The organism is Vibrio sp. Isolate30 (assembly GCF_022397975.1).
GTDB lineage: Bacteria > Pseudomonadota > Gammaproteobacteria > Enterobacterales > Vibrionaceae > Vibrio > Vibrio fortis.
The window spans coordinates 602,657-626,339 of sequence record NZ_JAKEUS010000001.1 but is presented as its reverse complement, the minus strand read 5'-3'; the positions used below and the strand labels follow the sequence as shown (position 1 = coordinate 626,339).

The following is a 23,683-nucleotide window of genomic DNA, read 5'->3' as shown; positions in this document are numbered from 1 at the left end:
TTGGTATTAAAAACTTGCGCGAGATCTATAAGAACCCTTTAGTTCCAGCGTTGATGCTTAAGAATGTTTTCAGACGTGAAGTTAGGGTAGGCCATCTTCCAAACATTCAAACCATCATGCTCTTCGGTTGAATATTTATCGAAAAATGCTTCTAGTTCATCGCTCATTTTGTTTTGAAGTGCCGCTTGAGGTGGCTCAGATAAGTAACGTTCTCCCATCGGGTTAGCCAAGTCATACCAATTGTCTTGTGGTGAACCGTCTTTTGCGTAGTAACGAACCAATTTCCAACGTCCATTAGTGATCATGCGTGAGTTGCCACGTTCTGCAATTTGGTACTCTTTCCAATCTCTCACTCGCTCACCTTTCATCATTGCAAGCAAGGATTTCCCCGGGCCGTAGCTATAGTCGTAAGGTTTGCCAGCACTTGCAGCGTCTAGAATCGTTGCATGTAGATCAAGCAGATCAACGAACTCGCCACGAACTTGTTTAGTGCGAACCATGGACTTAGGACCTTTAATGATGAATGGGATCCTAACCGTCTCTTCATAGTAGTTGTATGGGAAGCTCGCGTTCACCTTGCCGTATAAGCCATATTGGCCCATCAACAAGCCATGATCAGAAACAAAGGCGATCATGGTGTTATCAAGTAACCCTCTACCTTCAAGGCTATCAAGAAGCTGACCGACCTGATCATCCAACAGAGAGACAGCCGCTAAATACTGGGCTAGGGTCTCTTCGTGGTTACCGGGAGTAAGCGTATAATCACTCATATTATCCAGAGCAGAGTTACCACCAAATGCCACCACTTTATGGGCGATTGGACGATACTTCTCCACTAAACGTTCTGGCAAATCTTCGAACGGAAAGTGTGGTTCCACATAGTTTAGGCTAACGAAGAACGGTTTATCGCTCGGCTGATCAATGAACTTCACCGTCTCTTTCGTTAGGTATTGAGCTTGAACTCCAGTATGCTCAACATTTTTGCCATCACTTGAAAACAGCACGGTACCACTGTGAAGGTATTGGTTTTTCCAACCGGCTTCGAGTGCATCGTAGCTTAGCCAGCGATCAAAACCGCGAATCGGATCTTTACTGTCTGTCGTGGCATGCCATTTACCGATGAGAGCAGTTCGATAACCAAGATCTTGCATGCGTTCTGACAGCAGTTTTTCGCCATCGAGCCAATTGGCATCAAACTCTGGATTCTCCGCTAAGAAGTCATAAACACCGTGTTGAGATGGCATTTTACCGGTATGAAATGACGCCCTCGCAGCACTACTTACCGGCGCAGGTGTCATCCCATTTTCAAATCTAACCCCTGTCTCAGCAAGATAATCGAGGTTTGGGGTGTCGATGTACTCTTTGTTTTGTAACCCAGTTGCCCATTGCCCTAAGTCGTCTGCCATGATCACGATAATGTTGGGCTGTTCTGGTTCTTGATTGGCAACAGCCACGTTAGCCAATGTCATCGCTCCTAAAGCAAATGCACTGGTGAGGGGGTTAAGTTTGAACTTCATTGTTTCACTCCGAGAGGTTGCTCTTTTCTTTTTATGATGTCCATGAGCGCTGTGGTTGGATAACCCGACTCATGCAGTTTTTTCATTAATTGAAAGTAAGGTTGGCTATAGCGATAGAAGGTTTTGTATCCGCGACAAAGGTAGTTCTGCTCGGGTTTTGCCGCTGACGATAGGCCAAAACGGTGCTTAGGGCAGCCACCATTACATAAACTCAAATAGGGGCAATTCAGGCAATCGTTCGACAGGTTTGTTTGTTTGCTCTGTCCAAATTCATGACTTTCGATAGATTGGTTGATGGTGCTAATCGAGGTTGAGTGGATATTTCCGAGCTTAAATTCTGGATAGACGTAATGATCGCAAGCGTAAATATCACCGTTGGCTTCTAGTGCAAAGGCGTTACCACAGGTGGGTGCAAATACGCAGGTTTGAGATTCCTGACCGGCTGTTAGCGCAAATGTATTTTCAAACCACTGTATCCAAACAGTTCCAATATCTTTTCTTACCCAGTGATGAAAGATGGTCGACATAAACAGCCCAAACTTTTCACCATCAACACTCCAATCGGTCACTTGACTCGACTCCGCTCTTCCAGGGTGCAAAAGAGTAAGGCCGTCGCTGGTTGTTTCTGTGGCTTTGCGCTCGACAAGAGGAATAAATTGCATGTGCTGACTGCCTAAGTTTTTCAGGTAGTCATAGATAACTTCGGGATACTCGACGCTCTCGTGGTTCACTACGGTCAAAGTATTAAATTCAACTTGGTGCTGCTTTAGTAGAGTAATCGCTTTTTCAACCAAGTGATGGGTTGGCTTGTCACTACGGGTGCGACGATATCTATCATGGATGGCTAGAGGGCCATCAATCGAGATTCCGATTAAAAATTGATGCTTATGAAAGAACTGACACCATTGCTCATCAAGCAATAAGCCATTGGTTTGGAGTGTGTTGACGATCTTTTTCCCCGCACCATAGAGACGTTGTAGCTCTATTGCTCTCTCAAAAAAAGATAGCCCTAGCAGAGTGGGCTCGCCCCCCTGCCAAGCGAAGACGACTTGCTCTGTAGGTTGTGCTTCAATCTGCTGCTGTATGTAACGCGACAGTGTCTCGTCACTCATATAAGCCGTTTTGCCCTGATCAGGGTATAGGTGCTGTTTTTCTAAATAGAAGCAGTACGTGCAATCAATATTGCACTTTGAACTGCTTGGCTTTGCCATTACGTGGCACCCTGTGACTGCGCTCATACATCGACTCCTATTTAATCTGGAGCCAATGATAAAAAGTCATTGATAGAGCAAATAGGACATATGTCCTAAGCGCAGCCAAGGTAATAAAAATCTGGGCTAGATCACGCTATACGAGCTGACATTTATTGTGCAGAGCTTGGTTTAATTAGTTCCCTACAGCAGTCGATTCTTATACTGCTCTGGTGTTTGTCCTGAGTACTTCTTAAACATAGAAATGAAAGGACTAGCTTGGTTATAACCTAAAGTCAGAGCGACCTCTTTTACTGATTGGCCATTACGGAGCAAGTCCATCGAATAGAGATAACGAACCCGCAATCGCCATTCGGTGAAACTCATCCCCAATTCACTTTGGCAATGGCGTGACAAAGTACGTTCTGTAGTGTGAACACGCTCCGCCCAATCTTTGAGGGAAATCTCATCGGTTGGATTCTCTTCAATCGCCGCTAGGATTGGAGCTAGATATTTGTTATCTGTGGACGGCAAGAAGTGATGTTCGACTTGTCGCTCTGCTAGTTGATCAAGCAATACTTGAACTAGTCGTTTGTCTGGCTCGCTCTCAGCCACATTGATGTTTCTCTCGCGAAAATCATCAATGATCGACGACACGATCGGCGTGATCTTTATCAGGCTGGTCTTTTCTGGCAGATGTTGTGTTAGCTCTGGTGCGATATTCAGTGAGCAGTAATCTAATGGTTTGCGATTGTAACTGCAGTGCATTACGCCAGCAGGCACCCAAATGGCGAGATGAGGTGGCGCTAAGAAACGTGTTCCTTCGGCTTCCATTTCCAGAATTCCACCACTGATTAGCTGTACTTGTCCCCAAGGGTGGCTATGAACTCGGGTTTCAGTATTAGATAGAAACGCTTCGAAATTCATAAATACGTTGGATGGTGCCTTATCAATTGATAAGGACGGGTGAAGGTTTCTTGTGTGTTTTTTCAAACTTGTCTTCCTATCGCGTTCGATGTCTTTTTAAAGATATCTGTTAGTGTAACGACCTGTCAAACTATGCACATCAACTCATTTTGCGATGGAATTCACATGTCATATCTTCTGCCATTTTTTACTGTTTGTATTTGGGGTGCCAATGCCATTGTGAATAAGATGGCGGCGAGTGTTATCGAACCAAGCGCAATGAGTTTTTTCCGTTGGTTTGTCGCCATGCTTCTTCTTACACCTTTTTGTCTGCCGAGCGCCATTAAACAGTGGCCGGCGATTAAGCCTAACCTTGCTAAGCTAGCCTTTCTGGCTTTATTAGGAATGGTGTTGAACCAATCTCTCGGTTACTACGCAGGACTCACCACCAGCGCGTCAAACATGGCATTGATCACCTCATTGGTACCGTTGATCAGCGTATTTTTAAGTGTTCCACTGCTGCACAAGTCGATTTCAGGGCTGAGTATTGTCGGTGGTGTGCTGTCGTTGTCTGGCTTAGCCTTCATGCTAGGTAAAGGCGACCCACTGTTTTTCTTGCACCAAGAACTTACCCAAGGTGATGGCTACATGTTGATTGCAGCCTTCGTCTACGCCTCTTACTGCGTACTACTTAAACGTTGGAAGATGCCTGTAAGCAACTGGGTGGTGATCTACATGCAGGGCCTATTTGCAGTCGCGATGTTAACGCCATTATGGTTGACCAGTGAGCAACTTATGCCTTCTCAAGCGTCACTGCCACTCATCGCTTATGCCGCAATCGCTGCGTCGGTATTGGCACCTTGGATGTGGGTAAAAGCTATCGACGCAATTGGAGCCGACTCTAGTGCTATGTTTATGAACCTACTACCAGTTGTTGCTGTCGTTCTCGCTGCAACTTGGCTTGGCGAGACAGTACATGACTACCACTTCATGGGCGGCATCATGGTGATCTCTGGGGTGATCATGGCGCAAATCAAAAGGAAGCAAGTGGTCAAAGCGGCTATTCCTCAGCAGGGTTAGCATTCAACACTCAGGCTTCAAGTTGAGGCGAATGTAGCTCCAATATACTTACCTTCAGAAGCGAAATGAGCCGCAGCGTTTGTTTCGCTTTTTCTCTCTTATTTAGCCTAGAACTCCATACTGTTATCAATGATTAATAACCCTACTATTTGTTGCAATATTGTAATTATTCCTTTTTAATGCATAAAGTTCTGTTTAAGTCGTAAAGGAATTACAATGACTAAATCACCCCTATCTATCGTCCTCCCTACTCTATTAGCTTTAGGTTCTACTTCTGTTATCGCTGCACAGGTTCCATCAGATACCTTACTCGCCGACGAGCAATATTTTGTTCGCGGGAATGGTGCAGAGCCCAACACATTAGATCCAACGTTTGTTAACTCGGGCATGCCGGGAGATATTATCGTCAATGACATGTTCGAAGGCTTCGTGATTGAGAATCGCGACGGACAAATCATCCCAGGACAAGCTCAAGATTGGTATTTCAGCAATGACGGCAAAACCGTCACCTTTACTCTGAAAAAAGGACTTCAGTGGTCAAATGGCTCACCCGTTACAGCTGATGACTTCGTATTTGCGTGGCAACGTGCAGTCAACCCAAAGACAGGCAATAACACTAGCTTTGTGTTCAAAACAGCTAATGTGGTTAATGCAGAGGAGATCATCGCTGGCGACAAAGCCCCTTCAGAACTGGGAATTAAAGCTCTCAGCCCACTGACTGTCGAAATCAGCTTAAGTAAACCTACTCCCTACTTCATGAGCTTAATGAGTATTAAAACCTTCTTCCCCGTTCCAAGTGAACTGGTTAAAGAGAAAGGTGATCGTTGGACACGTGCAGAAAATATCGCAACGAATGGGGCCTATACGCTCTCAGAATGGGTACCAAACGAGTATGTTAAAGTCGAGCGTAATCCTAAGTACTGGAACAACAGTGCGACCGTGATCAACGGCGTAACTTACCTTGGTTTATCGTCTCAAAATGCAGAGTTAATTCGTTATCAATCCGGCGAAATTGATATGACCAACCGTGTCCAGCTTGAGTATTACCAGAAGCTGATTAAAGAGAGTCCAGAGCAAATCAAGGCCCAAGCTCTGCTCGGCTCCTATGTGTATTCGTTTAACACGCGCCAAGCTCCTTTCGATAATGTAAAAGTTCGTCAAGCATTAAGCATGGCGGTGAACCGCGAGATCTTAGTTGATAAGATCACAGGGCAAGGTGAGCCAGAAGCGTACAGCGTGACACCAAGCAACATTCCAAACTACCAAGCACCAAAAGCAGATTTTAAGCAGTTAGACGCAAACCAAAGGTTGAGCAAAGCCAAACAACTTCTACAAGAAGCCGGATATACCGAAGATAATCCACTTGAGTTTACGTTGACTTACAACACTAGCGAGAACCACAAGAAGATCGCGCTTGCTATCGCCTCAATGTGGAAGCCTTTAGGGGTGAAGGTCGAACTAGAAAACATGGAATGGAAAGCCTATGTATCGGCAAAAAGTTCTGGTGACTACCAATTAGCACGCTCTTGGGCGTTTGGTGATTATCCAGAGCCCTCTGCGTTGCTTGAAGGCTTTACTTGCGGTCACACCTCTAATGAAAGCGGATTCTGTAACCCAGAATTCGATAAACTGATGCAGCAAGCGAGCCAGATTACCCAGCAAGATGAGCGTTTCAAGGTATACCAACAAGCTGAGGAGTTACTCAACGATTCAGCTGTAGTCATTCCTCTTTATCACTACAACCACACTCGTTTGGTACGTAACTCTTTGAAAGGTCTACCGGTTAATAATCCTAAAGGAAACATCTACGCGAAAGACCTATATTTTATCGAAAAATAACCAATAGATGGCTAGTAATAATACACCATTCGATATAATATAGACTTCAATTGACCAAATACTCAACGGTCAGTTGGCATACAAAACGAGAGGCTAGGATATTAGCCCCAATATGAAAAACACCGAGCTCAAAACTCGGTGTTTTTTCATATCTGTATCAGTTAATTCTAACAATACCTATCTCCCCAATATTTCCCCGCTCAACCCGCAAACTCTACTTTTAATTCCTACGACTAAAGTATATGTTATTGGTTAGTAACATAGTTGTTGCAGCCCAAGATAATAATTAAAAGGACTAGAGATGAGCAGTAGTCAAAATGGAAAACGCGACGTAACTTTGCGCTTTTTAGCTGAGCCCGGAGATGTCAACTTTGGTGGTAAAGTTCACGGTGGTGCCGTGATGAAATGGATCGACTTAGCGGCCTATGCGTGTTCGGCAGGTTGGAGTGGCAAATACTGTATCACCGCCTACGCAGGTGGTATCCGATTTGTAGCGCCAATTCACGTGGGTAACTTGGTCGAAGTTAGCGCAAAAGTCATCTACACGGGGTCTTCATCAATGCATATCGCTATTGATGTTCAAGCAAGTGATCCTAAAGAACTCAACAACCGTCTCACGACTCACTGTATTGTTATCATGGTTGCGGTTGATGAAAATGGCTTACCAACCAAAGTGCCAGAATGGGTACCAGAGACTCAAGAAGACATCGAACTGCGAGACTCTGCTGTTCGCTTAATGAACATGCGCAAAGAAATCGGTGAAGAGATGGAAGCGCACGTTAAATACTTGAAGTAATTCTTAAGGTTACGCACTTTACTCTTAAGTGCGTGACTCCCCTTCCTCAACTTACATCTTCCATAACTATCCAAGCTGTAAAATATTATAACTGTAATAAAGTCGTCATTTAGCTCTGCTTAAATACTGCCATCTTACATGGACACCAACGTATTTCTGGAGCAACTCTTGAGCGTCACGCGCACTACTTTGAGTGAATCAACCCTTAACAACCTAAAAGCGGTTGAGTATCAATGGGTCAGGACCCTGTATGTAGAAGGCTATAACAACGAAGAGATTAACCATTATATCCAAGCGTGTTTTGGCGGTGATAACACCTTCGCAGACCTCTTCAGACGCGTCGCATTAGACCAAGAGAGTATCTACGTATTACTACAACACCTAGGTTGCGCTCCTTCCAATAGAGAACTTTAACCCAATACATTTCAGCAAGTTATAAATAGCGAACTATTGATAAGCACCTATTCCTCTAGCTCGCTTTATCTCAAAATTGCCTTGCCATACAGTTTTTATGCAACACGAATCATTGTTGCATTACTTTCATTGAAGTCTCACGCAGCAGGCTTTGACCAAAGTATCAATTCCCTTTTCCCTACTTATACTGGCTCTGTGACTCGCTACAGAGGATGTGACTAGTCATTAGAGATGTGATTTCTAACAGGTATAAAAAAACCCAAGTAAATACTTGGGTTAGAGTTACAAAAACCACTAATCATTGAATAGCGTAAGGAACCTGATTAGTAGCCAGCTATGCGTAACCTGAGGGTTATTTTTATTACTGATCGGCGGCCAAACCAAATGATGTAATAAAAATGCCAATATAGAGCGACCTTGCGGTCGCTCTTTGTCTTTCTTATAAGCTCTAGCTTATCCTTTTACACCACCTGCCGTCAAACCACCAACTAACCAACGTTGTGCTAGTAGGAAGACAATTGTAATTGGAAGAGCTGATAGTACTGCTGCTGCCGCAAAGTCACCCCATAGGTAGTTTTGTGGGTATAGGTACTGCTGCATGCCAACCGCTAGTGTGTAAGAGTTCACATCTGAAAGCAGGATAGACGCAACCGGAACCTCACCAACAACCCCGATGAACGATAGGATAAATACTACCGCTAGAATTGGCACAGACAGTGGTAGTAGTACCAATCGGAATGCTTGCCATGGCGTTGCACCGTCTAGTGCTGCCGCTTCCTCTAGAGAGTTATCAATTGTTTCAAAGTAACCTTTGATTGTCCAAACGTGCAGTGCGATACCCCCAAGGTAAGAGAAGATAAGACCACCGTGCGTATTCAAGCCTAGGAAAGGAATGTACTGACCCAGTTTGTCGAATAGCGCGTAGATTGCAACCAGTGCCAATACTGCTGGGAACATCTGGAAAATCATCATCGCTTTTAGAATTGTCTCTTTGCCTTTAAAGCGCATACGAGCAAATGCGTAAGCCGATGTTGTAGACAGTGCCACAATCAAGATTGATGTGATACCAGCAACTTTTACTGAGTTCCATAACCAAGTTAGTACTGGGAATGGAGGCGGTGTTACCGAACCATCGGCATTCGTTACTGGGATACCCAGTGCCAGTTTCCAGTGCTCCAGTGATGGGTTCTCTGGAATCAAGCTACCTGTTGCAAAGTTACCTTCACGGAATGAGATCGCGATGATCATCAATAGTGGGAAGATAATCAGTGCTAGGAAGCACCACAGCGCAATATGCGTTGCCCACACTCGGTATTTTAGGCTTTTACCTTGTACCATAGCCATTGTCGTGCTCCTTAATCTTGAGACAGTTTAGTGAAACGAAGGTTTAGTAACGCTAGGGCACCTACTAGTAGGAAGATAAGCGTTGCGATTGCACTTGCTAGACCGAAGTCTTGACCACCGCCGCCTTCAAACGCGATTCGGTACGTGTAGCTTACAAGCAAGTCTGTGTAACCCGCTGGTTCAGAAGTACCAATCATGTTTGGACCACCGTTCGTCAACAGCTGAATCATTACGAAGTTGTTGAAGTTAAATGCGAATGCTGCAATCAGTAGCGGTGTTAGTGGCTTAATCATCAACGGGAAGGTAATGCGCTTGAAGTTATCGATGAAGTTCGCACCATCAATCGCAGACGCTTCGTATAGGTCATCAGGAATCGCTTTCAACAGACCCATACATAGGATCATCATGTAAGGGAAACCTAGCCATGTGTTTACGATAAGCACCATCGTCTTCGCTAGGATTGGATCAGAGAACCAGTTCGGCTTCAGACCGAAGATGCTCTCTAGCACCATGTTGATTTCACCAAAGCTCTGGTTGAACAAACCTTTAAAGATAAGGATTGAGATAAACGCTGGTACTGCGTAAGGCAGAATCAGTAGAACACGGTAAACTGCACGGCCTTTCAGCTCTTCCCACTGTACGATGTTCGCAAGAATCAAACCAATCGCCAGAGTGAAGGCTACAGTACAAATCGAGAATACAACCGTCCAAATAAAGATACTGATAAACGGTTCTTTGATGCCTTCGTCTTTCCAAACACGCTCAAAGTTAGCCGTACCGATTTCAACTACGAAGCCCGGAGAGATGGTGTTACCAACGAATGCACCGTTTTCATCAACTGGCTGGTAGAAACCCACTTCCATATTTGGTTTTAGAGTTTCACCCGTTTCGTTGTTGTATAGCGTTTCGCCATCGTCTTGCATTGTGTATAGCGGAACCACAGCAGCAAACTTACGTAGGCCGCTCATGCGGATGTCTTCACCTGATGGTAGGTGGAAATCAACAGCACTGATTGCAGTACGATTTTGGATGATGGTTTTGATCTTCTCTTTTTCGCCTTGAGCAGAGTCGATCGCTTTCAGATCCATATCGCTGACGTTCAGGCCGTCTAACGAGAACTCTTCAGTCGCGAGAAGTTGCTCACCATCTTTAACCACGATTTGGTGGCCATTATCTGTTTTGTACAGAGTGAATGGGAAGCTGTCACCGCTTTGGAACGTACGGTCCATGAGGACAGTTTGTGTACGCTCAAGCGAAAGTTGGTTTTTTGCACTGTAGTTAGTGAACGCAAGACCGACGGTATATGCCAAAGGGAAGAGAATGAAAAGAATCATTCCGGCAATACCAGGGTAGATGTAACGGTGTGCGTAAGTTTTCTTGCTACCGAAAACGTAAAGAGCTAAAGCCGTTAGGATCACTGTAAGCAACGCGAATGCGAGCTCACCGCGAGAATACATTAGGATTGTAGCGTAGCCATTGATTAAGCCGACGCTACCAAGCAATCCCCACTTAATGAAGACGCTTTTACTTCCTGGAAGGCTTGTTGGTGCTGGAATAGCATCTGTACCTTGAACTGACTGCATAGAGGAACCTGCTAGCGATATATAAAAATAGAAAAGTAAGGAGGGGTTGCCCCCTCCTTAAAAGGGTGTTTCGTCGATATTATTTAGTCATGCGTGTTTCAGCAGCTTTAAGAGCTTGGTCTACAGTTTGACGACCGTCAACTACGTTACCAATTGCCTCTTCCATGCTGTACCAGAACGTTGTGAACTGAGGGATGTTAGGCATGATTTCGCCGTTCATCGCGTTGTCCATTGTTGCTGCGATACGAGTGTCGCTGTCTAGTTGACGTTGGAAAGAGTTAAGCGCTACAGCACCTAGTGGTTTGTCGTCGTTTAGGCTCTTAAGACCTTCGTCAGTCAGTAGGTAGTTCTCCATGAACTCAACCGCTAGATCACGGTTTGGAGACGCAGTGCTAATACCACCAGCCCATACACCAACGAAAGGTTTAGATGCTTTACCGTTGAACTTAGGTAGCGTTGCAACACCGTAATCTACGCCAGATTTCTCGATGTTTGCCCAGCCCCAAGGACCGTTGATTGTCATTGCAACGTTACCTGCAACGAACTCAGATTCTGCTACAGAGTAGTCCATGTCAGCAGAGATCACTTTGTCTTTAACCATCTTCTCGATGAAGCCAAGAGACTTTTGAACGCCTTTTGTTGCTACACCAGCGTCTTTGATGTCGTAGCCTTCAGCGCCTTGCTTGAATGCGTAACCGCCGTCAGCAGCAAGTAGAGGCCATGTGAAGTATGCGCCGCCACGTAGAGGCCACATGATCGCTTTCTTGCCGTCTTTTTGTAGCTCAGCGTTAAGTGCTGGGATCTCTTCCCAAGACTTAGGTGGCGTTTTGATAAGTGCTTTGTTGTAGATTAGAGAAACTGACTCAACCGCTACTGGGTATGCAATTGTTTTACCTTCGTAAGACACTGCGTCCCATGCGAAGTCTACGATGCCTTCTTTTGTTTCTTTAGAAGGTTTGATATCCACAAGAAGACCTGCTTCTGCAAAACCACCGAAACGGTCGTGTGCGTAGAAAATCATGTCTGGGCCATCACCTGCAGCTGCAACTTGAGAGAACTTCTCTTCTAGTTTGTCAGGGAAAGCAACAGTAACTTTTACGCCTGTATCTTCTTCAAAGCGTTTACCTACTTCTGCCATGCCTTCGTAAGCTTTATCACCACCTACCCAGATAGTTAGTTGACCTTCTTCGATAGCAGCGTTTGCACCGAAAGAACCCAGAGCAACTATTGTACCTAGAGCTACAGCGCTTAGAGCGTTTTTCATGTTAATATCCTTTTTATATTTATACGTAGGGCGCATTCATTTAAGACGAGCCAGTTTTCGATAGATATGATCTGAAAAAACCGTCTTAAGCTCATCATCCTAGCCACTACGCCCCAGCTATTATGGCTTAAATTCGTGATCGCCATCGGGTCGGATTAGAGAGCGAAATCACAAAACGCGTAAGCACCGTGATCAATATCACCGTTATCCAATGAATTTATTTGAAGTGGATCGCTTATTCCCTTTCACCCTTTATATCTACTCCTCCCCTCCTACTCCCCCTAGTTAATTTTGCATTAGGAGGATGTACTCTTTCTTGGATTCACCGAAACTGCAGTCATCCAAGAGTGGATAGTAAGAACCCTTTACCGGCAATTGTTTGTTGCTCTTATAAAGACCGAACATACTTGTTGGCTTGCATTGCCCGCTTTTGTCTTAAATTAAGCATCAAGCTAAACCAGTGATGGAATCACGGGGGAGGTTTAGCTGGATGTGGGGGAAAGAGACATCTGCTTGGCTATGAGGGTGTGTTTGGTTGGATTGACAATTTGTTGAAGCCACCAAACACACCCGTTTTTTCTTACACACTCAATACTTACCAATTCCTACAGTTACTGCTGACCCAATAATCTCTTATAATGATAAGCAGTAAATTTTAAAATTTGATCGATCGAGGACGAGCTAGATGGCGAGTGTCACGTTAAAAAACGTTTATAAATCATATGGTGATGTACAGATTTCTAAGGACGTAAACTTAGAGATCAACGAAGGTGAGTTTGTAGTATTCGTTGGACCATCAGGTTGTGGTAAATCGACACTATTACGCTGTATCGCAGGTCTAGAAGATATCACTTCAGGTGATTTATACATTGGCGACGAACGTATGAACGACGTTGAGCCATCTAAGCGCGGCGTGGGCATGGTATTCCAATCTTACGCTCTATATCCTCACCTTAACCTATACGACAACATGTCTTTTGGTCTTAAACTAGCGAAAGCGGACAAGGCTGAGATCGACAAACGTGTTGAGCATGCCGCTGAAATCCTTCAGCTAGGCCACCTACTAGAGCGTCAACCAAAAGCGCTTTCTGGTGGTCAACGTCAACGTGTTGCTATCGGTCGTACTCTGGTTTCTCAACCAAACGTATTCCTACTAGATGAGCCTCTATCTAACCTAGATGCGGCGCTTCGTGTTCAAATGCGTTCTCAAATCACAAAGCTACAACGTCAGCTTGGCTGTACCATGATTTACGTAACGCACGACCAAGTAGAAGCAATGACGATGGCAGATAAAATCGTTGTGCTTGATGGCGGTTACGTATCTCAAGTAGGTAAGCCTCTTGACCTATACCACTACCCTCAAAACCGCTTCGTTGCAGGCTTCATCGGTTCACCTAAGATGAACTTCATGTCTGTACACATTGAAGCTGTAGAGTCTGAGCGTGTGATGGTTCAACTTTCAAACGGCATGACTTTCTGGGTACCTGTAGATGGCACAACCGTTAACGTTGGCGACCGTATGTCACTGGGTGTTCGCCCTGAGCACTTGCTGTCTGCTGAGAACGGCGATGCAACCATCGAAGGCGAAGTGATGATTGTTGAGAAGCTAGGCAACGAAACTCAAGTTTACCTAAACCTAGAGAGCGCGGATGCTGACGTTATTTTCCGTCAACCAGATACGCTAGACGTAGAAGTAGGCGATAAGCTTGCTATCGGTATCCCAGCGCACCGCTGTCACCTATTTCACAGCGATGGTAAAGCGTGTCGTCGTCTACACGTAGAGAAAGGTACAGAGTAAGCCTCGACCTCAAATTCGAGCTCTGTTTCTAAGAATAAATTGCCCTGTCAAAATCCCTCCTCGAGAGGGATTTTTTTTATCTTGAGCAAAGAAGTGTTATGAGGAACTTGTTTCTGAGGTCTATTGAACAATAGTCTGCACTAATGTTCATGTTTGGTGTTCATCTTCGAGTTACCAGATCTACTGACACGACGCCATCAATGATCTAAATCAGCGACTACAAAAAAGGCCCAGCGTTCGCTAGACCTTTATCATTCATCGGGGCTTTCCCCGTACACCGACCAGGTTAATGGATTGGCGTGTTCTTTTGGTTGAACTTACCGAAGTGCTCTTCTAGTACTTCTGGTGTTAGTTTACCTTCCGCTTCTAGACGCTTAAGCTCCGCAACAACGGCCTTTTGCTCTTCTAGTGACGGTAGTTTCACTTCTGGCTCGTCGCCCATCTCTTGAGACATTAGCTCAAGTTCTTTTTCAAAATCGCTCATGATTTTTTCTTACCTAAACATTAATACTCAGACAATTTTACTCATTTCTAGGCAATGATGCTAGGTGCTTTGGCCCTGCCCTGTAAAACCAAGACAAGGCCGATACGCAAATAGTTATTTTAAAACTAAAAGCTTAAAGCTTAAATGAGCCAACCATCTTATCGAGACGAGAAGAGAGCGAACGCAATTCTTGGCTAGCATCAGCCAGTTGCTCTGCCGTTCCAGTCGTCACTTCGTTGATCGCGTTAATCTCTTCAATATTCTGGTTGATGGTGTGAACCACGGTTGACTGCTCTTCAGTCGCGGTGGCTACCTGAGTATTACGATCTGTGATATCTAGGATTCGATCTGAGATACCGCCTAGCACTTCAACCGCTTCATCAGAAGCTGTCACGCCTTCCATCGTAATGATCTTACCAGCGCTCATTGCAGTCACCGCATCTTTAGCATCGCTCTGCAACTGGTTGATCATCTTTTGAATCTCTTCCGTTGAATCTGCAGTACGGCTTGCTAGGTTACGAACCTCGTCCGCCACTACCGCAAAACCACGACCTTGTTCACCAGCACGCGCCGCTTCAATCGCAGCATTAAGTGCCAGTAGGTTAGTCTGCTCAGAGATGTCACGAATCACACCCAGAATAGAACCGATGTCTTGTGTGGTTGACGCTAGCTGCTCAATCACTTGACCAGTGCTCTCGATGTCTTGCGCCAATCGGCTGATCGCATCTTTCGCTTTGTTAACCACTTCACGACCAACTTCAGTATTGTCAGACGCGTGTGTTGCTGTTTCTGCTGCTGTTGCTGCGTTAGAAGCGATCTCACTGATGGTCATACCCATCTGGTTGATTGCCGCTACCACTTGAATGGTTTGGTCACGCTGCTCTTGGCTGTTGTCATGAGTGATGTGCGCTTTACTTGATACGCTTTCAGCCGCAACTTGAAGCGCTTGACTGGTTTCACACACCTCTTTCATCGACAAGTGAATCTTCTCAATGAAACCATTAAAACCTGCCGACAGTTGTGCAATCTCATCGTTACCTTTCACTTCAATACGTTGTGATAGGTCACCATCGCCTTTACCCAGATCAGTGAAACGCTCAGAAAGAAGCTTGATTGGTTTGGTGATGCTATTGGCTAGCAAGAAGCCCATGAAGATAAATGCTAGAGCAACAACGACTGTCATGATCAGCATCTTCTGTGCCGTTGCATCAAGCTCAGCAAACACTTCTGACGTTGGCACCACACCGATAACGAACCAATCCATTGATGAAACATAAAGGCTCGCCACAAACAGTTCTTGACCTTGGTATTCTGTAGTAATCAAGTTAAAGCCAGACTTATTCAACAGTTGGCTCGCTTGTGCACCATATAACTGCTGTAAAGATGAATCGCTGCGCGCTCTGTCACGGTGAATTTGTACATCACCCTGGCTGTCAGTTAAAAAGACAAAACCGGTGTTTTCAATTTTGAAGCTGTTCAACAAGCTCACCATGTCATCCATAGATTTAGACAAGCCAGACATTGCTGTGCCATTAGGCTGCTGATAGTTGGCGAACATCTTCACTTCACCATTCGCTTCTTGGAACATGCTCACCATGGTCGGCTGACCCGATTGAGTAAAGCCAAAGAACCAACCGTCTTGTTGTTGGTTTAGCTGACGCAGGAATCCGTTCTGGTTCCAGTAGTAAGCTGTATCTCGGTTGGCAACTGACGCGTCGTTTAATTGATATTGATTACGAACGTTATTCAGTTGTTTAACGAGTTTTGCTTCAATGTTTGGGTCGCGATCGGTTGTTGCAATCGCGTCGGCAATGAATTCATTAGATGCTACTTGCTCCGCCGCCAATAATAGCTGCGACACTTCTCGGTCAACTTCGCCATTGATACGCTCGAGCAAGCCCGGTAATTCGATATCAATCAATCGATGACTTAATACATCTCTAGCTTGGCGCTGTGCCATTGCTCCAACAATCACGGTTGACGCTAGTACTGCAAAGGTGATCCCTGCAACCACTTTTTGCTTAATACTCATTGAATTTAATTTGAACATGTTTGTGCCCCTAAATTGGCCGGAAAACTGTAACGCTTCTATATCGACCACAGTATCAAATACTTTAACCATTGCTAAGGCCACTATTGATACGACGAATAGTATGACCGCAAACGATTCTCTTTGATAAAAAAGCACAAAAATCTTTAAAAGCGCCGCCAAATACCTCGATATAAGCAGGAAAATTAATTACTCATTTAATAATTAATTTCTAATTTTTTGCACCGACTCAAATAACCGCCTTCAATCGCTGAACAAAACTGCACGCAAAATAGACAATTAAATACCATCAAACTTAGATCCAAAAATTCAACGGAACTTTTGGCTAGATTTCCGAACCAAGTAGCTAATACACTGTCACTGAACAGAAAATTTCAACTTTTAGAAGATACCTCGAGACAACGTCATGCACTCAAATGCCTTCACTACCCTTAAAACATATTTAGAGTCTCAGATCATAGGCCAGCAAGAGCTGGTTAAGCAGCTCATGGTCGCCCTACTCGCGGATGGTCATATATTGGTCGAAGGCCCCCCAGGACTAGCAAAGACTCGAGCGGTGAAGTCACTGGCCGACTGCGTTGAAGGCGATTTCCACCGAATTCAATTCACCCCAGACCTGTTACCTGCTGATTTGACGGGAACGGATATTTTTCGCCCAGAAACTGGCGACTTTACGTTTCAAGCTGGGCCAATCTTCAATTCACTGATTCTTGCCGATGAGATCAACCGTGCACCCGCCAAAGTGCAAGCCGCAATGCTTGAAGCAATGGCGGAAAAACAGGTCACAGCGGGGCGTAAAACCTACCCATTACCAGAACTTTTTTTGGTGATGGCAACACAGAACCCGATTGAACAAGAGGGAACTTACCCACTCCCTGAAGCTCAGCTAGACCGATTCTTACTGCATTTGGATGTCGAGTATCCAGATATGGAGAGCGAGCTGGCGATCCTTCGATTGAATCGCGGAGAAGCACAGGGGCAAGCTCCCGTTCAGCCAGAACCTTTACCGCAACAATCAGTGTTCGAAGCACGACAAGAAGTACTCAATGTACACATGGCTGAAAGCATTGAGCAATATATTGTGCGACTGGTGATGGCAACACGCCAGCCAGAGAAGTACAGCCCACAGCTAGCCCAGTGGCTAGAAATGGGTGTCAGCCCTCGAGCGACTATTGCACTCGACCGCTGCGCGCGAGCTCATGCTTGGTTATCAGGTCGTGACTACGTAACACCAGAAGATGTGCAGACGATGGCTTTCCCGGTACTTCGCCATCGCCTATTGCGTAGTTACCATGCGCAAGCTGAAGGTATCTCACCAAATCAGGTGATTACTCACCTTATCTCTCTTGTTGGTAGCGCGTAGTTTTAACATGAATCAGCAACTCCCTCAGCACAGTAACGGTGTGTTACTCAACCTAGATGAGCTTTTGCAATACAAAGCTCAAACGGTTCGCTGGCTACCTCCCGCAAAGAGCCTTTGGTCACAGCTCAATGGACAACATGAAAGTCGCAGCAAAGGCCGAGGTATGAACTTTTCAGAGGTCCGTCAATACCAAGCGGGTGATGACATTCGTAGCATTGATTGGCGAGTCACGGCTCGTACGGGTAAAACGCACACCAAGATTTTCTCAGAAGAGCGCGAGCAACCGGTAATTCTCTATTTGGATATGTCGAATAGCATGATGTTTGGTTCTACGCTGCTCTTGAAATCGGTGCAACTTGCACACTTAGCGAGTCAACTCTGCTGGCTTACTATTGCCAGTAAAGACCGTATAGGTGCAGTTATTGATGATGGTCAGAAACTGACAGAAATAAAGCCGAGCTCTAGCCATCATGCCCCACTGCGTATCTTGCAACAGCTGATTGCCACCAATAACCAATCTGTACAATCGTCCAAATCTGCTTGTCAGACCGATTTTTCAATGGCGCTCAAATCATTGAACAGGCTCAGCCCTAAAGGCAGCGACATCATTTTCTTAAGTGATTTCAGTCGATGCAAAGATAGTGACTACTCACTATTGAATCAAATGCGTCAGCATAACCGGATACGCTTCGTTCATTTCTACGACCCTTTAGAGCAAGGGGATACTCTATTTAAAGGCATGAAACATGTGAGTGATGGACAGCGAACTCAATGGTTTAACTTCTCTTCGAAAGCAGAGAAGAACAAACTAAAAAGCGCTTTTGAGGAGCACCAGCAGCAGATCAAAGATCTTTGCTTGCGCCTTGCGATTCCTCGCAGTTCTATCACCAGCTCAGAGCCCTTAATGAGTCAAATTTCAGGGGGTAAGAATGACGCCTAAATTAGAACTCAGCCCTGTTATTACACCTGACGCTCCACATTGGTGGCCGTTCGCATGGGGCTGGTGGTGTCTTATCGTGGTTGTTATTGCGATTCTTATCGTTGCGGTAAAGCTCTACCAGAAACATCAGCAAGATCGAGTGATTCAGAAAATTGCACTCGCGAAATTGACTAACAATCCGGATATATCGCCAGCTGAAGCACTGGCAACGGTTCGCCAAGCAGCCATCAGCTACTTTCCAAGAGAGGCGGTCGCTTCTATACAAGGTGAGCAGTGGTATCAGTTTCTCGATTCGCAATTAAAATCACCACGCTTTATCGACCATAGCGAGGCTTGGCAACAATCTTTGTACCAGAGTGAACACACAGCCATTGACCTGTCTACTCGTAAGGCTCTCGTCGATGACTGCACCTATTGGGTTCGCCATGCATTGCCACCGAAGAGAGTTCAATTATGAATGGTTTATTGAATATTGAATTTGTGTGGTGGTGGATGTTTTTGCTGCTGCCGATACCGCTGATTGTTCATCGTTTGGCGCCTGCCGCTAAGCCGACAGACACACTGACTCTGCCTTTTTTACCCAGTGACACGAGCGGTAAAGCACCGAGTACTCGGCTACCTAAGATTCTAGCCACACTTATATGGGTTCTCTTAGTCACGGCGAGCGCAAGGCCGGTTTGGTTCGGTGAACCGGTAGAGTTTCAGCCTAAGCACCGCGACTTGATGCTGGTTGTCGACCTCTCTTACTCAATGAGTAAAGAAGATATGGCGTTTAATGGCGAGTACATCGATCGTTTATCGGCCGTAAAACATGTACTGAGTGACTTCATTGATAAACGCAAAGGAGATCGTGTTGGGTTAGTGCTGTTTGCTGATCACGCCTACTTGCAAACACCTCTCACACTCGACAGAAGCACACTCAGCCAACAGCTTAATCAAGCAGTTTTAAGGTTGATTGGCACCCAAACGGCGATTGGTGATGGCATCGGACTTGCCACTAAAACATTTGTCGATAGTGATGCGCCGCAACGAGTGATGATTCTGTTGAGTGATGGCAGCAATACAGCTGGGGTTCTTGACCCTCTTGAAGCCGCTGATATTGCCAAAAAATTCGACACCACGATTTACACTGTCGGCGTAGGTGCCGGTGAGATGGTTGTTAAAGAATTCTTTATGTCGCGTAAAGTAAACACCGCGGAAGACCTTGATGAGAAAACGTTAATGGCGATTGCTGAGCGTACCGGAGGACAGTATTTCCGTGCCCGTGACAGCCAAGATCTTGCGACCATTTACGACACCATTAATAGTCTAGAGCCGATATCAGGAGCGACTAAAGTTTGGCGACCACAGCAGGAATGGTTCCATTGGCCCCTTTCCATTGCCGTCGCTTTATCCCTGATTTTGTTAGTCATTAGGAGAAACAATGTCTAACTTTACCTTCATCTATCCCGCTTGGTTATTTGCTTTGTTTGCACTGCCCGTGATTAGATTCCTAGCGCGTCGCAATCAAAAACAGGGATTGCTCGCGCCACATATCGCGCAGTACCTCGACCCAGCGAAATCCGTTAACTCACGCCGTAAATTGTCGCTTTTCTCTGTTTGGTGGATGATTACCATCATCGCACTTGCTGGACCAAGCTTCAGTACTAGTGAGCGCCCTAGTTTTGAGAAGACTCAAACGCGAGTTTTGATCATGGATATGTCGATGTCTATGTACGCCACCGACGTGAAACCTAACCGCTTAACCCAAGCGCGTTACAAGGCGTTGGATATGCTTTCACAATGGCGTGAAGGTGTGACCGGCATGATCGCATACGCTGGTGATGCTTATACAGTCAGCCCTCTCACCACCGACAGCGCGACCATCGCAAACCTGGTTCCTAACCTATCTCCAGATATTATGCCTTATCAAGGTGCTGATGCCGCCAAGGCGGTCGAGCGAAGTATCGAGATGCTGCAACGTGCCAACGTCTCTCAGGGGGACCTGATCTTGATCGCTGACGACATTGATAACAATGAAAAACGTGCGATTAATGAACTTCTCTCTGGTACGCCATGGCGTTTGTCGGTTTTAGCCGTTGGTAGCAAAGCGGGTTCGCCGATTACGATGAGCAATGGTTCCATGCTCACTCAAGATTCAGGTCAAACCGTAATCGCCAAAAGCGACATCGGCAACATGCGTTCAATCAGCCAATCTAACCAAGGTGCGTTTGCTTTGGTGCAAGCTGACAACTCAGACATAGAGACAATCACTCAGTTTATTGAATCTCATAGTCTAGCCGCTGAAGTTGAGAAGACGACGCAAGGGGTGACAAGCAGAGTCAATCAAGGGTTTTGGCTACTACCGTTGATTTTATTCCCTGCTTTAGGTCTGTTCCGACCGGGCGTAATTTGGAGCGTAATAGGCTTTGCGTTATTGGCTACTCAACCAAATCCAGCATTCGCTAACCCTTGGCGTACAGATGATCAGATAGCCCATCAATACTATGAACAGGGCGACTTTGAGAAAGCAGCAGAGCTGTTTACTGATCCTGAATGGAAAGGTGTCGCGCAATATCAAGCGGGACAGTACCAAGATGCGGAAAACACGCTATCTACTTTAGATACAGAGCGTGCGCGCTACAACCACGCAAATGCTCTAGCGCAACAAGGTAAATTCGAACCCGCAATCGAAGAATACAAGCGCATTCTTGAACAGAACCCTGACCACGCCTTTGCGAAGAGTAATCTTGAACTTCTGGAGCAACAGCAACAGCAACAGCAACAGCAACAGCAACAGCAACAGCAACAGCAACAGCAACAGCAACAGCAACAGCAAGATGATGCTCAGGACCAATCACAAGATCAAGCGAATCAGCAAGGTCAGCAAGGTCAGCAAGGTCAGCAAGGTCAGCAAGGTCAGCAAGGTCAGCAAGGTCAGCAAGGTCAAAGTGGCCAGAATAGCGAGAGCTCGTCAAGCTCATCAGGTCAATCAGAGCAGCAATCAGATTCTACTCATGAACAATCTCAGCAATCATCTGGCCAAAATGAGCAAACACCTAAAAATACTGGTGACAGCCAAACACCTTCAACACCTGAACAGGCATCAGCTCAACCGAGCAGTAGCAATGCTAACCAACCTAAAGCAGGTGAAGGGGATAAAGAACAAGGCTCAGGCACGCCAACAACACCAACCTCTGCCCAACAGCAAGATTCAGACTCCGAAGGCTCGCCTCAAATGGCACAGGCTCAGCCGTCAGATGCATCACAAGATCCAGACCGCAGGAAGCTAGAACAAGTGGAGAGCGTTCGCGACCCAAGTCGTCTGCTTCGAGCTCAAATGATGTTACAAGCGCAAGAACAAGGCGCCCCGAATAACCCATCGAAAAAGTGGTAACCATGCAACGTATTCATAAACCATTTTTGACGCTACTGTTCACCCTACTCATCAGTATTGTCAGTAGCCATACCGCCTACGCAGCAACAGCGGTTGCAAGTGTTAGCGAGAATCAAGTCACCAAAGACGAAGTATTTCTATTAAGAGTTTCAACCGATGAAAAAGTCAGCTCAGACGCTCTTGACTTAAGCGCCCTCGAAAGCGATTTTTACATCGGCAGACCTAACTTTGGCTCTTCGATTCGCATCATTAACGGCAGTCGCACCGTTTCAAGTGAGTGGACCATCACATTGGCACCATTGCGATTGGGTAAGCTCACCATTCCAGCCTTTGATATCGAAGGGGCACAGACTCAACCGATTCAGATCAATGTTGCGCAGAACAAAGCCGCACCGACACAAGATCAGATGGCTGAGTTCAAGCTCGACCTAAATAGAGACTCTCTCTATGTCGGTGAAGTGGCAATTTTGGACGTAAAATTGATCATCAAGGCCGACCCGAGACGCTTACAGGATCCGCGAATTGATCCACCAAGCTCTTCGAGCCTAAAAGTTGAACCTATTGGTGAGTCAAAGCAGTACCAAGATGTCTACCACGGCAAAGAAGTAACGGTTGTTCAACAGAGCTTTGAGATATCGTCCGATACAGCGGGCACATTTGAGCTGCGCGGGCCAAAACTAACAGGTGCCGTAGTTTACTCAGCCAATAACTCGAACAAAACGCGTTTATTCCAACTCGATACTCCCGTTCAAACGCTACCGGTAGAGGTACTATCGATTCCGGGTGATGCTCAAGGGAATTGGCTACCAACAGCTGATTTAAGTATCAACCAAGTTTGGAGCATCAACGATACCAGGCTTACTCGCTCCCCTGAACAGCTAGAACTTGAAGCGGGCGATGCACTAACTCGCACCATTACTGTCAGCGCTAAAGGCATCAAAGCTCATCAGCTACCGAGCGTGAATATCGAATACCCAAACAGTGTTCGCGTTTATGAAGAAAAACCTCAATTTGGTAAAACAGATGCAGGAGACAATCTTGTTGTCTACAAACAAGTATTGATTCCAAAATCCTCAGGAACAGTCGAGCTTCCAGGATTAGAACAAACTTGGTTTAATACCGAAACGAAAAAGAAAGCCACTAGCCAGATTAACGGGTTAACCTTAAACGTCACTGGTAACAACGTCGCGCCAGCACAAGTTCCAGTATCAACAGATAAACCAAATAACGTCGAAGTTATAACGACTCAAGAACCAGGTATCTGGCCTTACCTAACGGCGCTTTTTGCCGTTTTATGGCTCATCACCTCGGTGATTGCTCTGACTTTGTGGCGCAAACGAGGTACGACAAACACAGTAACACCAAAGGTCATCAACAAAGATGATACGCAAGCTGAGCTAATCGACGCGATTCAGAGAAAGGATGCGCTAATGGCAAATGCCAAGCTAAGCCAATGGCACAAAGAGAATCCCGATCTTCCGCAGCAGCACCTTAATACTGTGAGAAAAGAAATCGACCAGCTCAACCAACACCTCTTTGGTCCACAAGCAGATGGGGGAGCTGGTTGGTCGTCAAAGGGTGCCATTGAGGCCATCAACGCTGCTAATCAGAGCCGAGTTAAAAAGGCGAGTGAACAACTTGCACCACTGTAAGCCCTTGTCCCAAGCTTAAACTCAGACTCTATACCACGGAGCCCTGACAAGACGAAGCCCCTGAGTTCGAAAGGAACTCAGGGGCTT

19 protein-coding genes are annotated in these 23,683 nt (G+C 45.7%); 11 read left to right on the top strand and 8 right to left on the bottom strand.

Features of this window, described 5'->3' with window-relative positions; translation table 11 throughout:
• Positions 1-38 precede the first annotated feature (38 nt).
• From L1D60_RS02770 to L1D60_RS02760, 3 genes are all read right to left on the bottom strand, one after another.
• The gene (locus tag L1D60_RS02770) at positions 39-1,517 is read right to left on the bottom strand and encodes a sulfatase-like hydrolase/transferase (RefSeq protein ID WP_239839636.1); all 1,479 of its coding nucleotides are present in this window, start codon (positions 1,515-1,517) and stop codon (positions 39-41) included.
• Entirely contained in the window at positions 1,514-2,755 is a 1,242-nt protein-coding gene (locus L1D60_RS02765; protein ID WP_239839635.1) for an anaerobic sulfatase maturase, read from the bottom strand. The genes L1D60_RS02770 and L1D60_RS02765 overlap by 4 nt, the downstream gene beginning before the upstream one ends.
• A 156-nt stretch (positions 2,756-2,911) precedes the next feature.
• Positions 2,912-3,700 carry a helix-turn-helix transcriptional regulator gene (locus tag L1D60_RS02760; protein ID WP_239839634.1) on the bottom strand — a complete coding sequence of 263 codons (789 nt, stop codon included), beginning with the start codon at positions 3,698-3,700 and terminating at the stop codon, positions 2,912-2,914.
• Positions 3,701-3,799: 99 nt separating this feature from the next.
• Here L1D60_RS02760 and L1D60_RS02755 point away from each other — a divergent pair, with 99 nt between their 5' ends.
• From L1D60_RS02755 to L1D60_RS02740, 4 genes are all read left to right on the top strand, one after another.
• Entirely contained in the window at positions 3,800-4,693 is an 894-nt protein-coding gene (locus L1D60_RS02755; protein ID WP_239839633.1) for a DMT family transporter, read from the top strand.
• Between the two features lie 216 nt (positions 4,694-4,909).
• Positions 4,910-6,532, top strand: a complete 1,623-nt coding sequence (locus L1D60_RS02750; RefSeq protein WP_239839632.1) for a peptide ABC transporter substrate-binding protein — start codon at positions 4,910-4,912, stop codon at positions 6,530-6,532.
• 301 nt (positions 6,533-6,833) lie between these two features.
• A complete protein-coding gene (locus L1D60_RS02745; protein ID WP_032550487.1) occupies positions 6,834-7,328 on the top strand; it encodes an acyl-CoA thioesterase in 495 nt (164 codons plus the stop codon).
• A 168-nt stretch (positions 7,329-7,496) separates the two neighbouring features.
• Positions 7,497-7,742, top strand: coding sequence for a hypothetical protein (locus tag L1D60_RS02740; protein ID WP_239839630.1), 246 nt, complete (start codon positions 7,497-7,499; stop codon positions 7,740-7,742).
• Positions 7,743-8,195: 453 nt separating this feature from the next.
• On the opposite strand, the gene malG is transcribed toward L1D60_RS02740, so the two are convergent.
• From malG to malE, 3 genes are all read right to left on the bottom strand, one after another.
• Complete coding sequence (gene malG, locus L1D60_RS02735; RefSeq protein WP_239839628.1) at positions 8,196-9,086, bottom strand: maltose ABC transporter permease MalG; 891 nt, start codon at positions 9,084-9,086, stop codon at positions 8,196-8,198.
• 11 nt (positions 9,087-9,097) lie between these two features.
• Positions 9,098-10,669 (bottom strand): maltose ABC transporter permease MalF, encoded by a 1,572-nt coding sequence (gene malF, locus L1D60_RS02730; protein WP_239839627.1) that lies wholly within the window; start codon positions 10,667-10,669, stop codon positions 9,098-9,100.
• A 79-nt stretch (positions 10,670-10,748) separates the two neighbouring features.
• Positions 10,749-11,933 carry a maltose/maltodextrin ABC transporter substrate-binding protein MalE gene (gene malE, locus L1D60_RS02725; RefSeq protein WP_239839626.1) on the bottom strand — a complete coding sequence of 395 codons (1,185 nt, stop codon included), beginning with the start codon at positions 11,931-11,933 and terminating at the stop codon, positions 10,749-10,751.
• 685 nt (positions 11,934-12,618) lie between these two features.
• On the opposite strand from malE, the gene malK reads away from it, so the two are divergent.
• On the top strand, positions 12,619-13,731 hold the full coding sequence (malK, locus tag L1D60_RS02720) for a maltose/maltodextrin ABC transporter ATP-binding protein MalK (RefSeq protein WP_239839625.1): 1,113 nt from the start codon (positions 12,619-12,621) through the stop codon (positions 13,729-13,731).
• 286 nt (positions 13,732-14,017) lie between these two features.
• Here the strand turns inward: malK and L1D60_RS02715 are convergent, their stop codons facing one another.
• Both L1D60_RS02715 and L1D60_RS02710 read right to left on the bottom strand, forming a co-directional pair.
• Positions 14,018-14,215 (bottom strand): hypothetical protein, encoded by a 198-nt coding sequence (locus L1D60_RS02715; protein WP_032550492.1) that lies wholly within the window; start codon positions 14,213-14,215, stop codon positions 14,018-14,020.
• Positions 14,216-14,348: 133 nt separating this feature from the next.
• Positions 14,349-16,265 carry a methyl-accepting chemotaxis protein gene (locus L1D60_RS02710; RefSeq protein WP_239839624.1) on the bottom strand — a complete coding sequence of 639 codons (1,917 nt, stop codon included), beginning with the start codon at positions 16,263-16,265 and terminating at the stop codon, positions 14,349-14,351.
• Positions 16,266-16,671: 406 nt separating this feature from the next.
• Here L1D60_RS02710 and L1D60_RS02705 point away from each other — a divergent pair, with 406 nt between their 5' ends.
• The 6 genes from L1D60_RS02705 to L1D60_RS02680 are packed head-to-tail and all read left to right on the top strand — an operon-like array spanning position 16,672 to position 23,596.
• Positions 16,672-17,628 (top strand): MoxR family ATPase, encoded by a 957-nt coding sequence (locus tag L1D60_RS02705; RefSeq protein WP_239839623.1) that lies wholly within the window; start codon positions 16,672-16,674, stop codon positions 17,626-17,628.
• A gap of 7 nt (positions 17,629-17,635) precedes the next feature.
• A complete protein-coding gene (locus L1D60_RS02700) occupies positions 17,636-18,568 on the top strand; it encodes a DUF58 domain-containing protein (protein ID WP_239839622.1) in 933 nt (310 codons plus the stop codon).
• Positions 18,558-19,025, top strand: a complete 468-nt coding sequence (locus L1D60_RS02695; protein ID WP_239839621.1) for a DUF4381 domain-containing protein — start codon at positions 18,558-18,560, stop codon at positions 19,023-19,025. Before L1D60_RS02700 ends, L1D60_RS02695 begins: the two co-directional genes overlap by 11 nt.
• Positions 19,022-19,999 (top strand): VWA domain-containing protein, encoded by a 978-nt coding sequence (locus L1D60_RS02690; RefSeq protein ID WP_239839620.1) that lies wholly within the window; start codon positions 19,022-19,024, stop codon positions 19,997-19,999. The genes L1D60_RS02695 and L1D60_RS02690 overlap by 4 nt, the downstream gene beginning before the upstream one ends.
• Positions 19,992-21,944: a VWA domain-containing protein gene (locus L1D60_RS02685; RefSeq protein ID WP_239839619.1), complete on the top strand. Its 1,953-nt coding sequence runs from the start codon at positions 19,992-19,994 to the stop codon at positions 21,942-21,944. The genes L1D60_RS02690 and L1D60_RS02685 overlap by 8 nt, the downstream gene beginning before the upstream one ends.
• Entirely contained in the window at positions 21,938-23,596 is a 1,659-nt protein-coding gene (locus L1D60_RS02680; protein WP_345772853.1) for a BatD family protein, read from the top strand. Before L1D60_RS02685 ends, L1D60_RS02680 begins: the two co-directional genes overlap by 7 nt.
• Positions 23,597-23,683: the final 87 nt, after the last annotated feature.

What these genes read in the sequence shown, in the direction of transcription:
- L1D60_RS02770 (WP_239839636.1), bottom strand. Translation starts at nt 1,517, where the DNA reads ATGAAGTTCAAACTTAACCCCCTCACCAGTGCATTTGCTTTAGGAGCG.
- L1D60_RS02765 (WP_239839635.1), bottom strand. Translation starts at nt 2,755, where the DNA reads ATGAGCGCAGTCACAGGGTGCCACGTAATGGCAAAGCCAAGCAGTTCA.
- L1D60_RS02755 (WP_239839633.1), top strand. Translation starts at nt 3,800, where the DNA reads ATGTCATATCTTCTGCCATTTTTTACTGTTTGTATTTGGGGTGCCAAT.
- L1D60_RS02750 (WP_239839632.1), top strand. Translation starts at nt 4,910, where the DNA reads ATGACTAAATCACCCCTATCTATCGTCCTCCCTACTCTATTAGCTTTA.
- L1D60_RS02745 (WP_032550487.1), top strand. Translation starts at nt 6,834, where the DNA reads ATGAGCAGTAGTCAAAATGGAAAACGCGACGTAACTTTGCGCTTTTTA.
- malG (WP_239839628.1), bottom strand. Translation starts at nt 9,086, where the DNA reads ATGGCTATGGTACAAGGTAAAAGCCTAAAATACCGAGTGTGGGCAACG.
- malF (WP_239839627.1), bottom strand. Translation starts at nt 10,669, where the DNA reads ATGCAGTCAGTTCAAGGTACAGATGCTATTCCAGCACCAACAAGCCTT.
- malE (WP_239839626.1), bottom strand. Translation starts at nt 11,933, where the DNA reads ATGAAAAACGCTCTAAGCGCTGTAGCTCTAGGTACAATAGTTGCTCTG.
- malK (WP_239839625.1), top strand. Translation starts at nt 12,619, where the DNA reads ATGGCGAGTGTCACGTTAAAAAACGTTTATAAATCATATGGTGATGTA.
- L1D60_RS02715 (WP_032550492.1), bottom strand. Translation starts at nt 14,215, where the DNA reads ATGAGCGATTTTGAAAAAGAACTTGAGCTAATGTCTCAAGAGATGGGC.
- L1D60_RS02710 (WP_239839624.1), bottom strand. Translation starts at nt 16,265, where the DNA reads ATGTTCAAATTAAATTCAATGAGTATTAAGCAAAAAGTGGTTGCAGGG.
- L1D60_RS02705 (WP_239839623.1), top strand. Translation starts at nt 16,672, where the DNA reads ATGCACTCAAATGCCTTCACTACCCTTAAAACATATTTAGAGTCTCAG.
- L1D60_RS02700 (WP_239839622.1), top strand. Translation starts at nt 17,636, where the DNA reads ATGAATCAGCAACTCCCTCAGCACAGTAACGGTGTGTTACTCAACCTA.
- L1D60_RS02695 (WP_239839621.1), top strand. Translation starts at nt 18,558, where the DNA reads ATGACGCCTAAATTAGAACTCAGCCCTGTTATTACACCTGACGCTCCA.
- L1D60_RS02690 (WP_239839620.1), top strand. Translation starts at nt 19,022, where the DNA reads ATGAATGGTTTATTGAATATTGAATTTGTGTGGTGGTGGATGTTTTTG.
- L1D60_RS02685 (WP_239839619.1), top strand. Translation starts at nt 19,992, where the DNA reads ATGTCTAACTTTACCTTCATCTATCCCGCTTGGTTATTTGCTTTGTTT.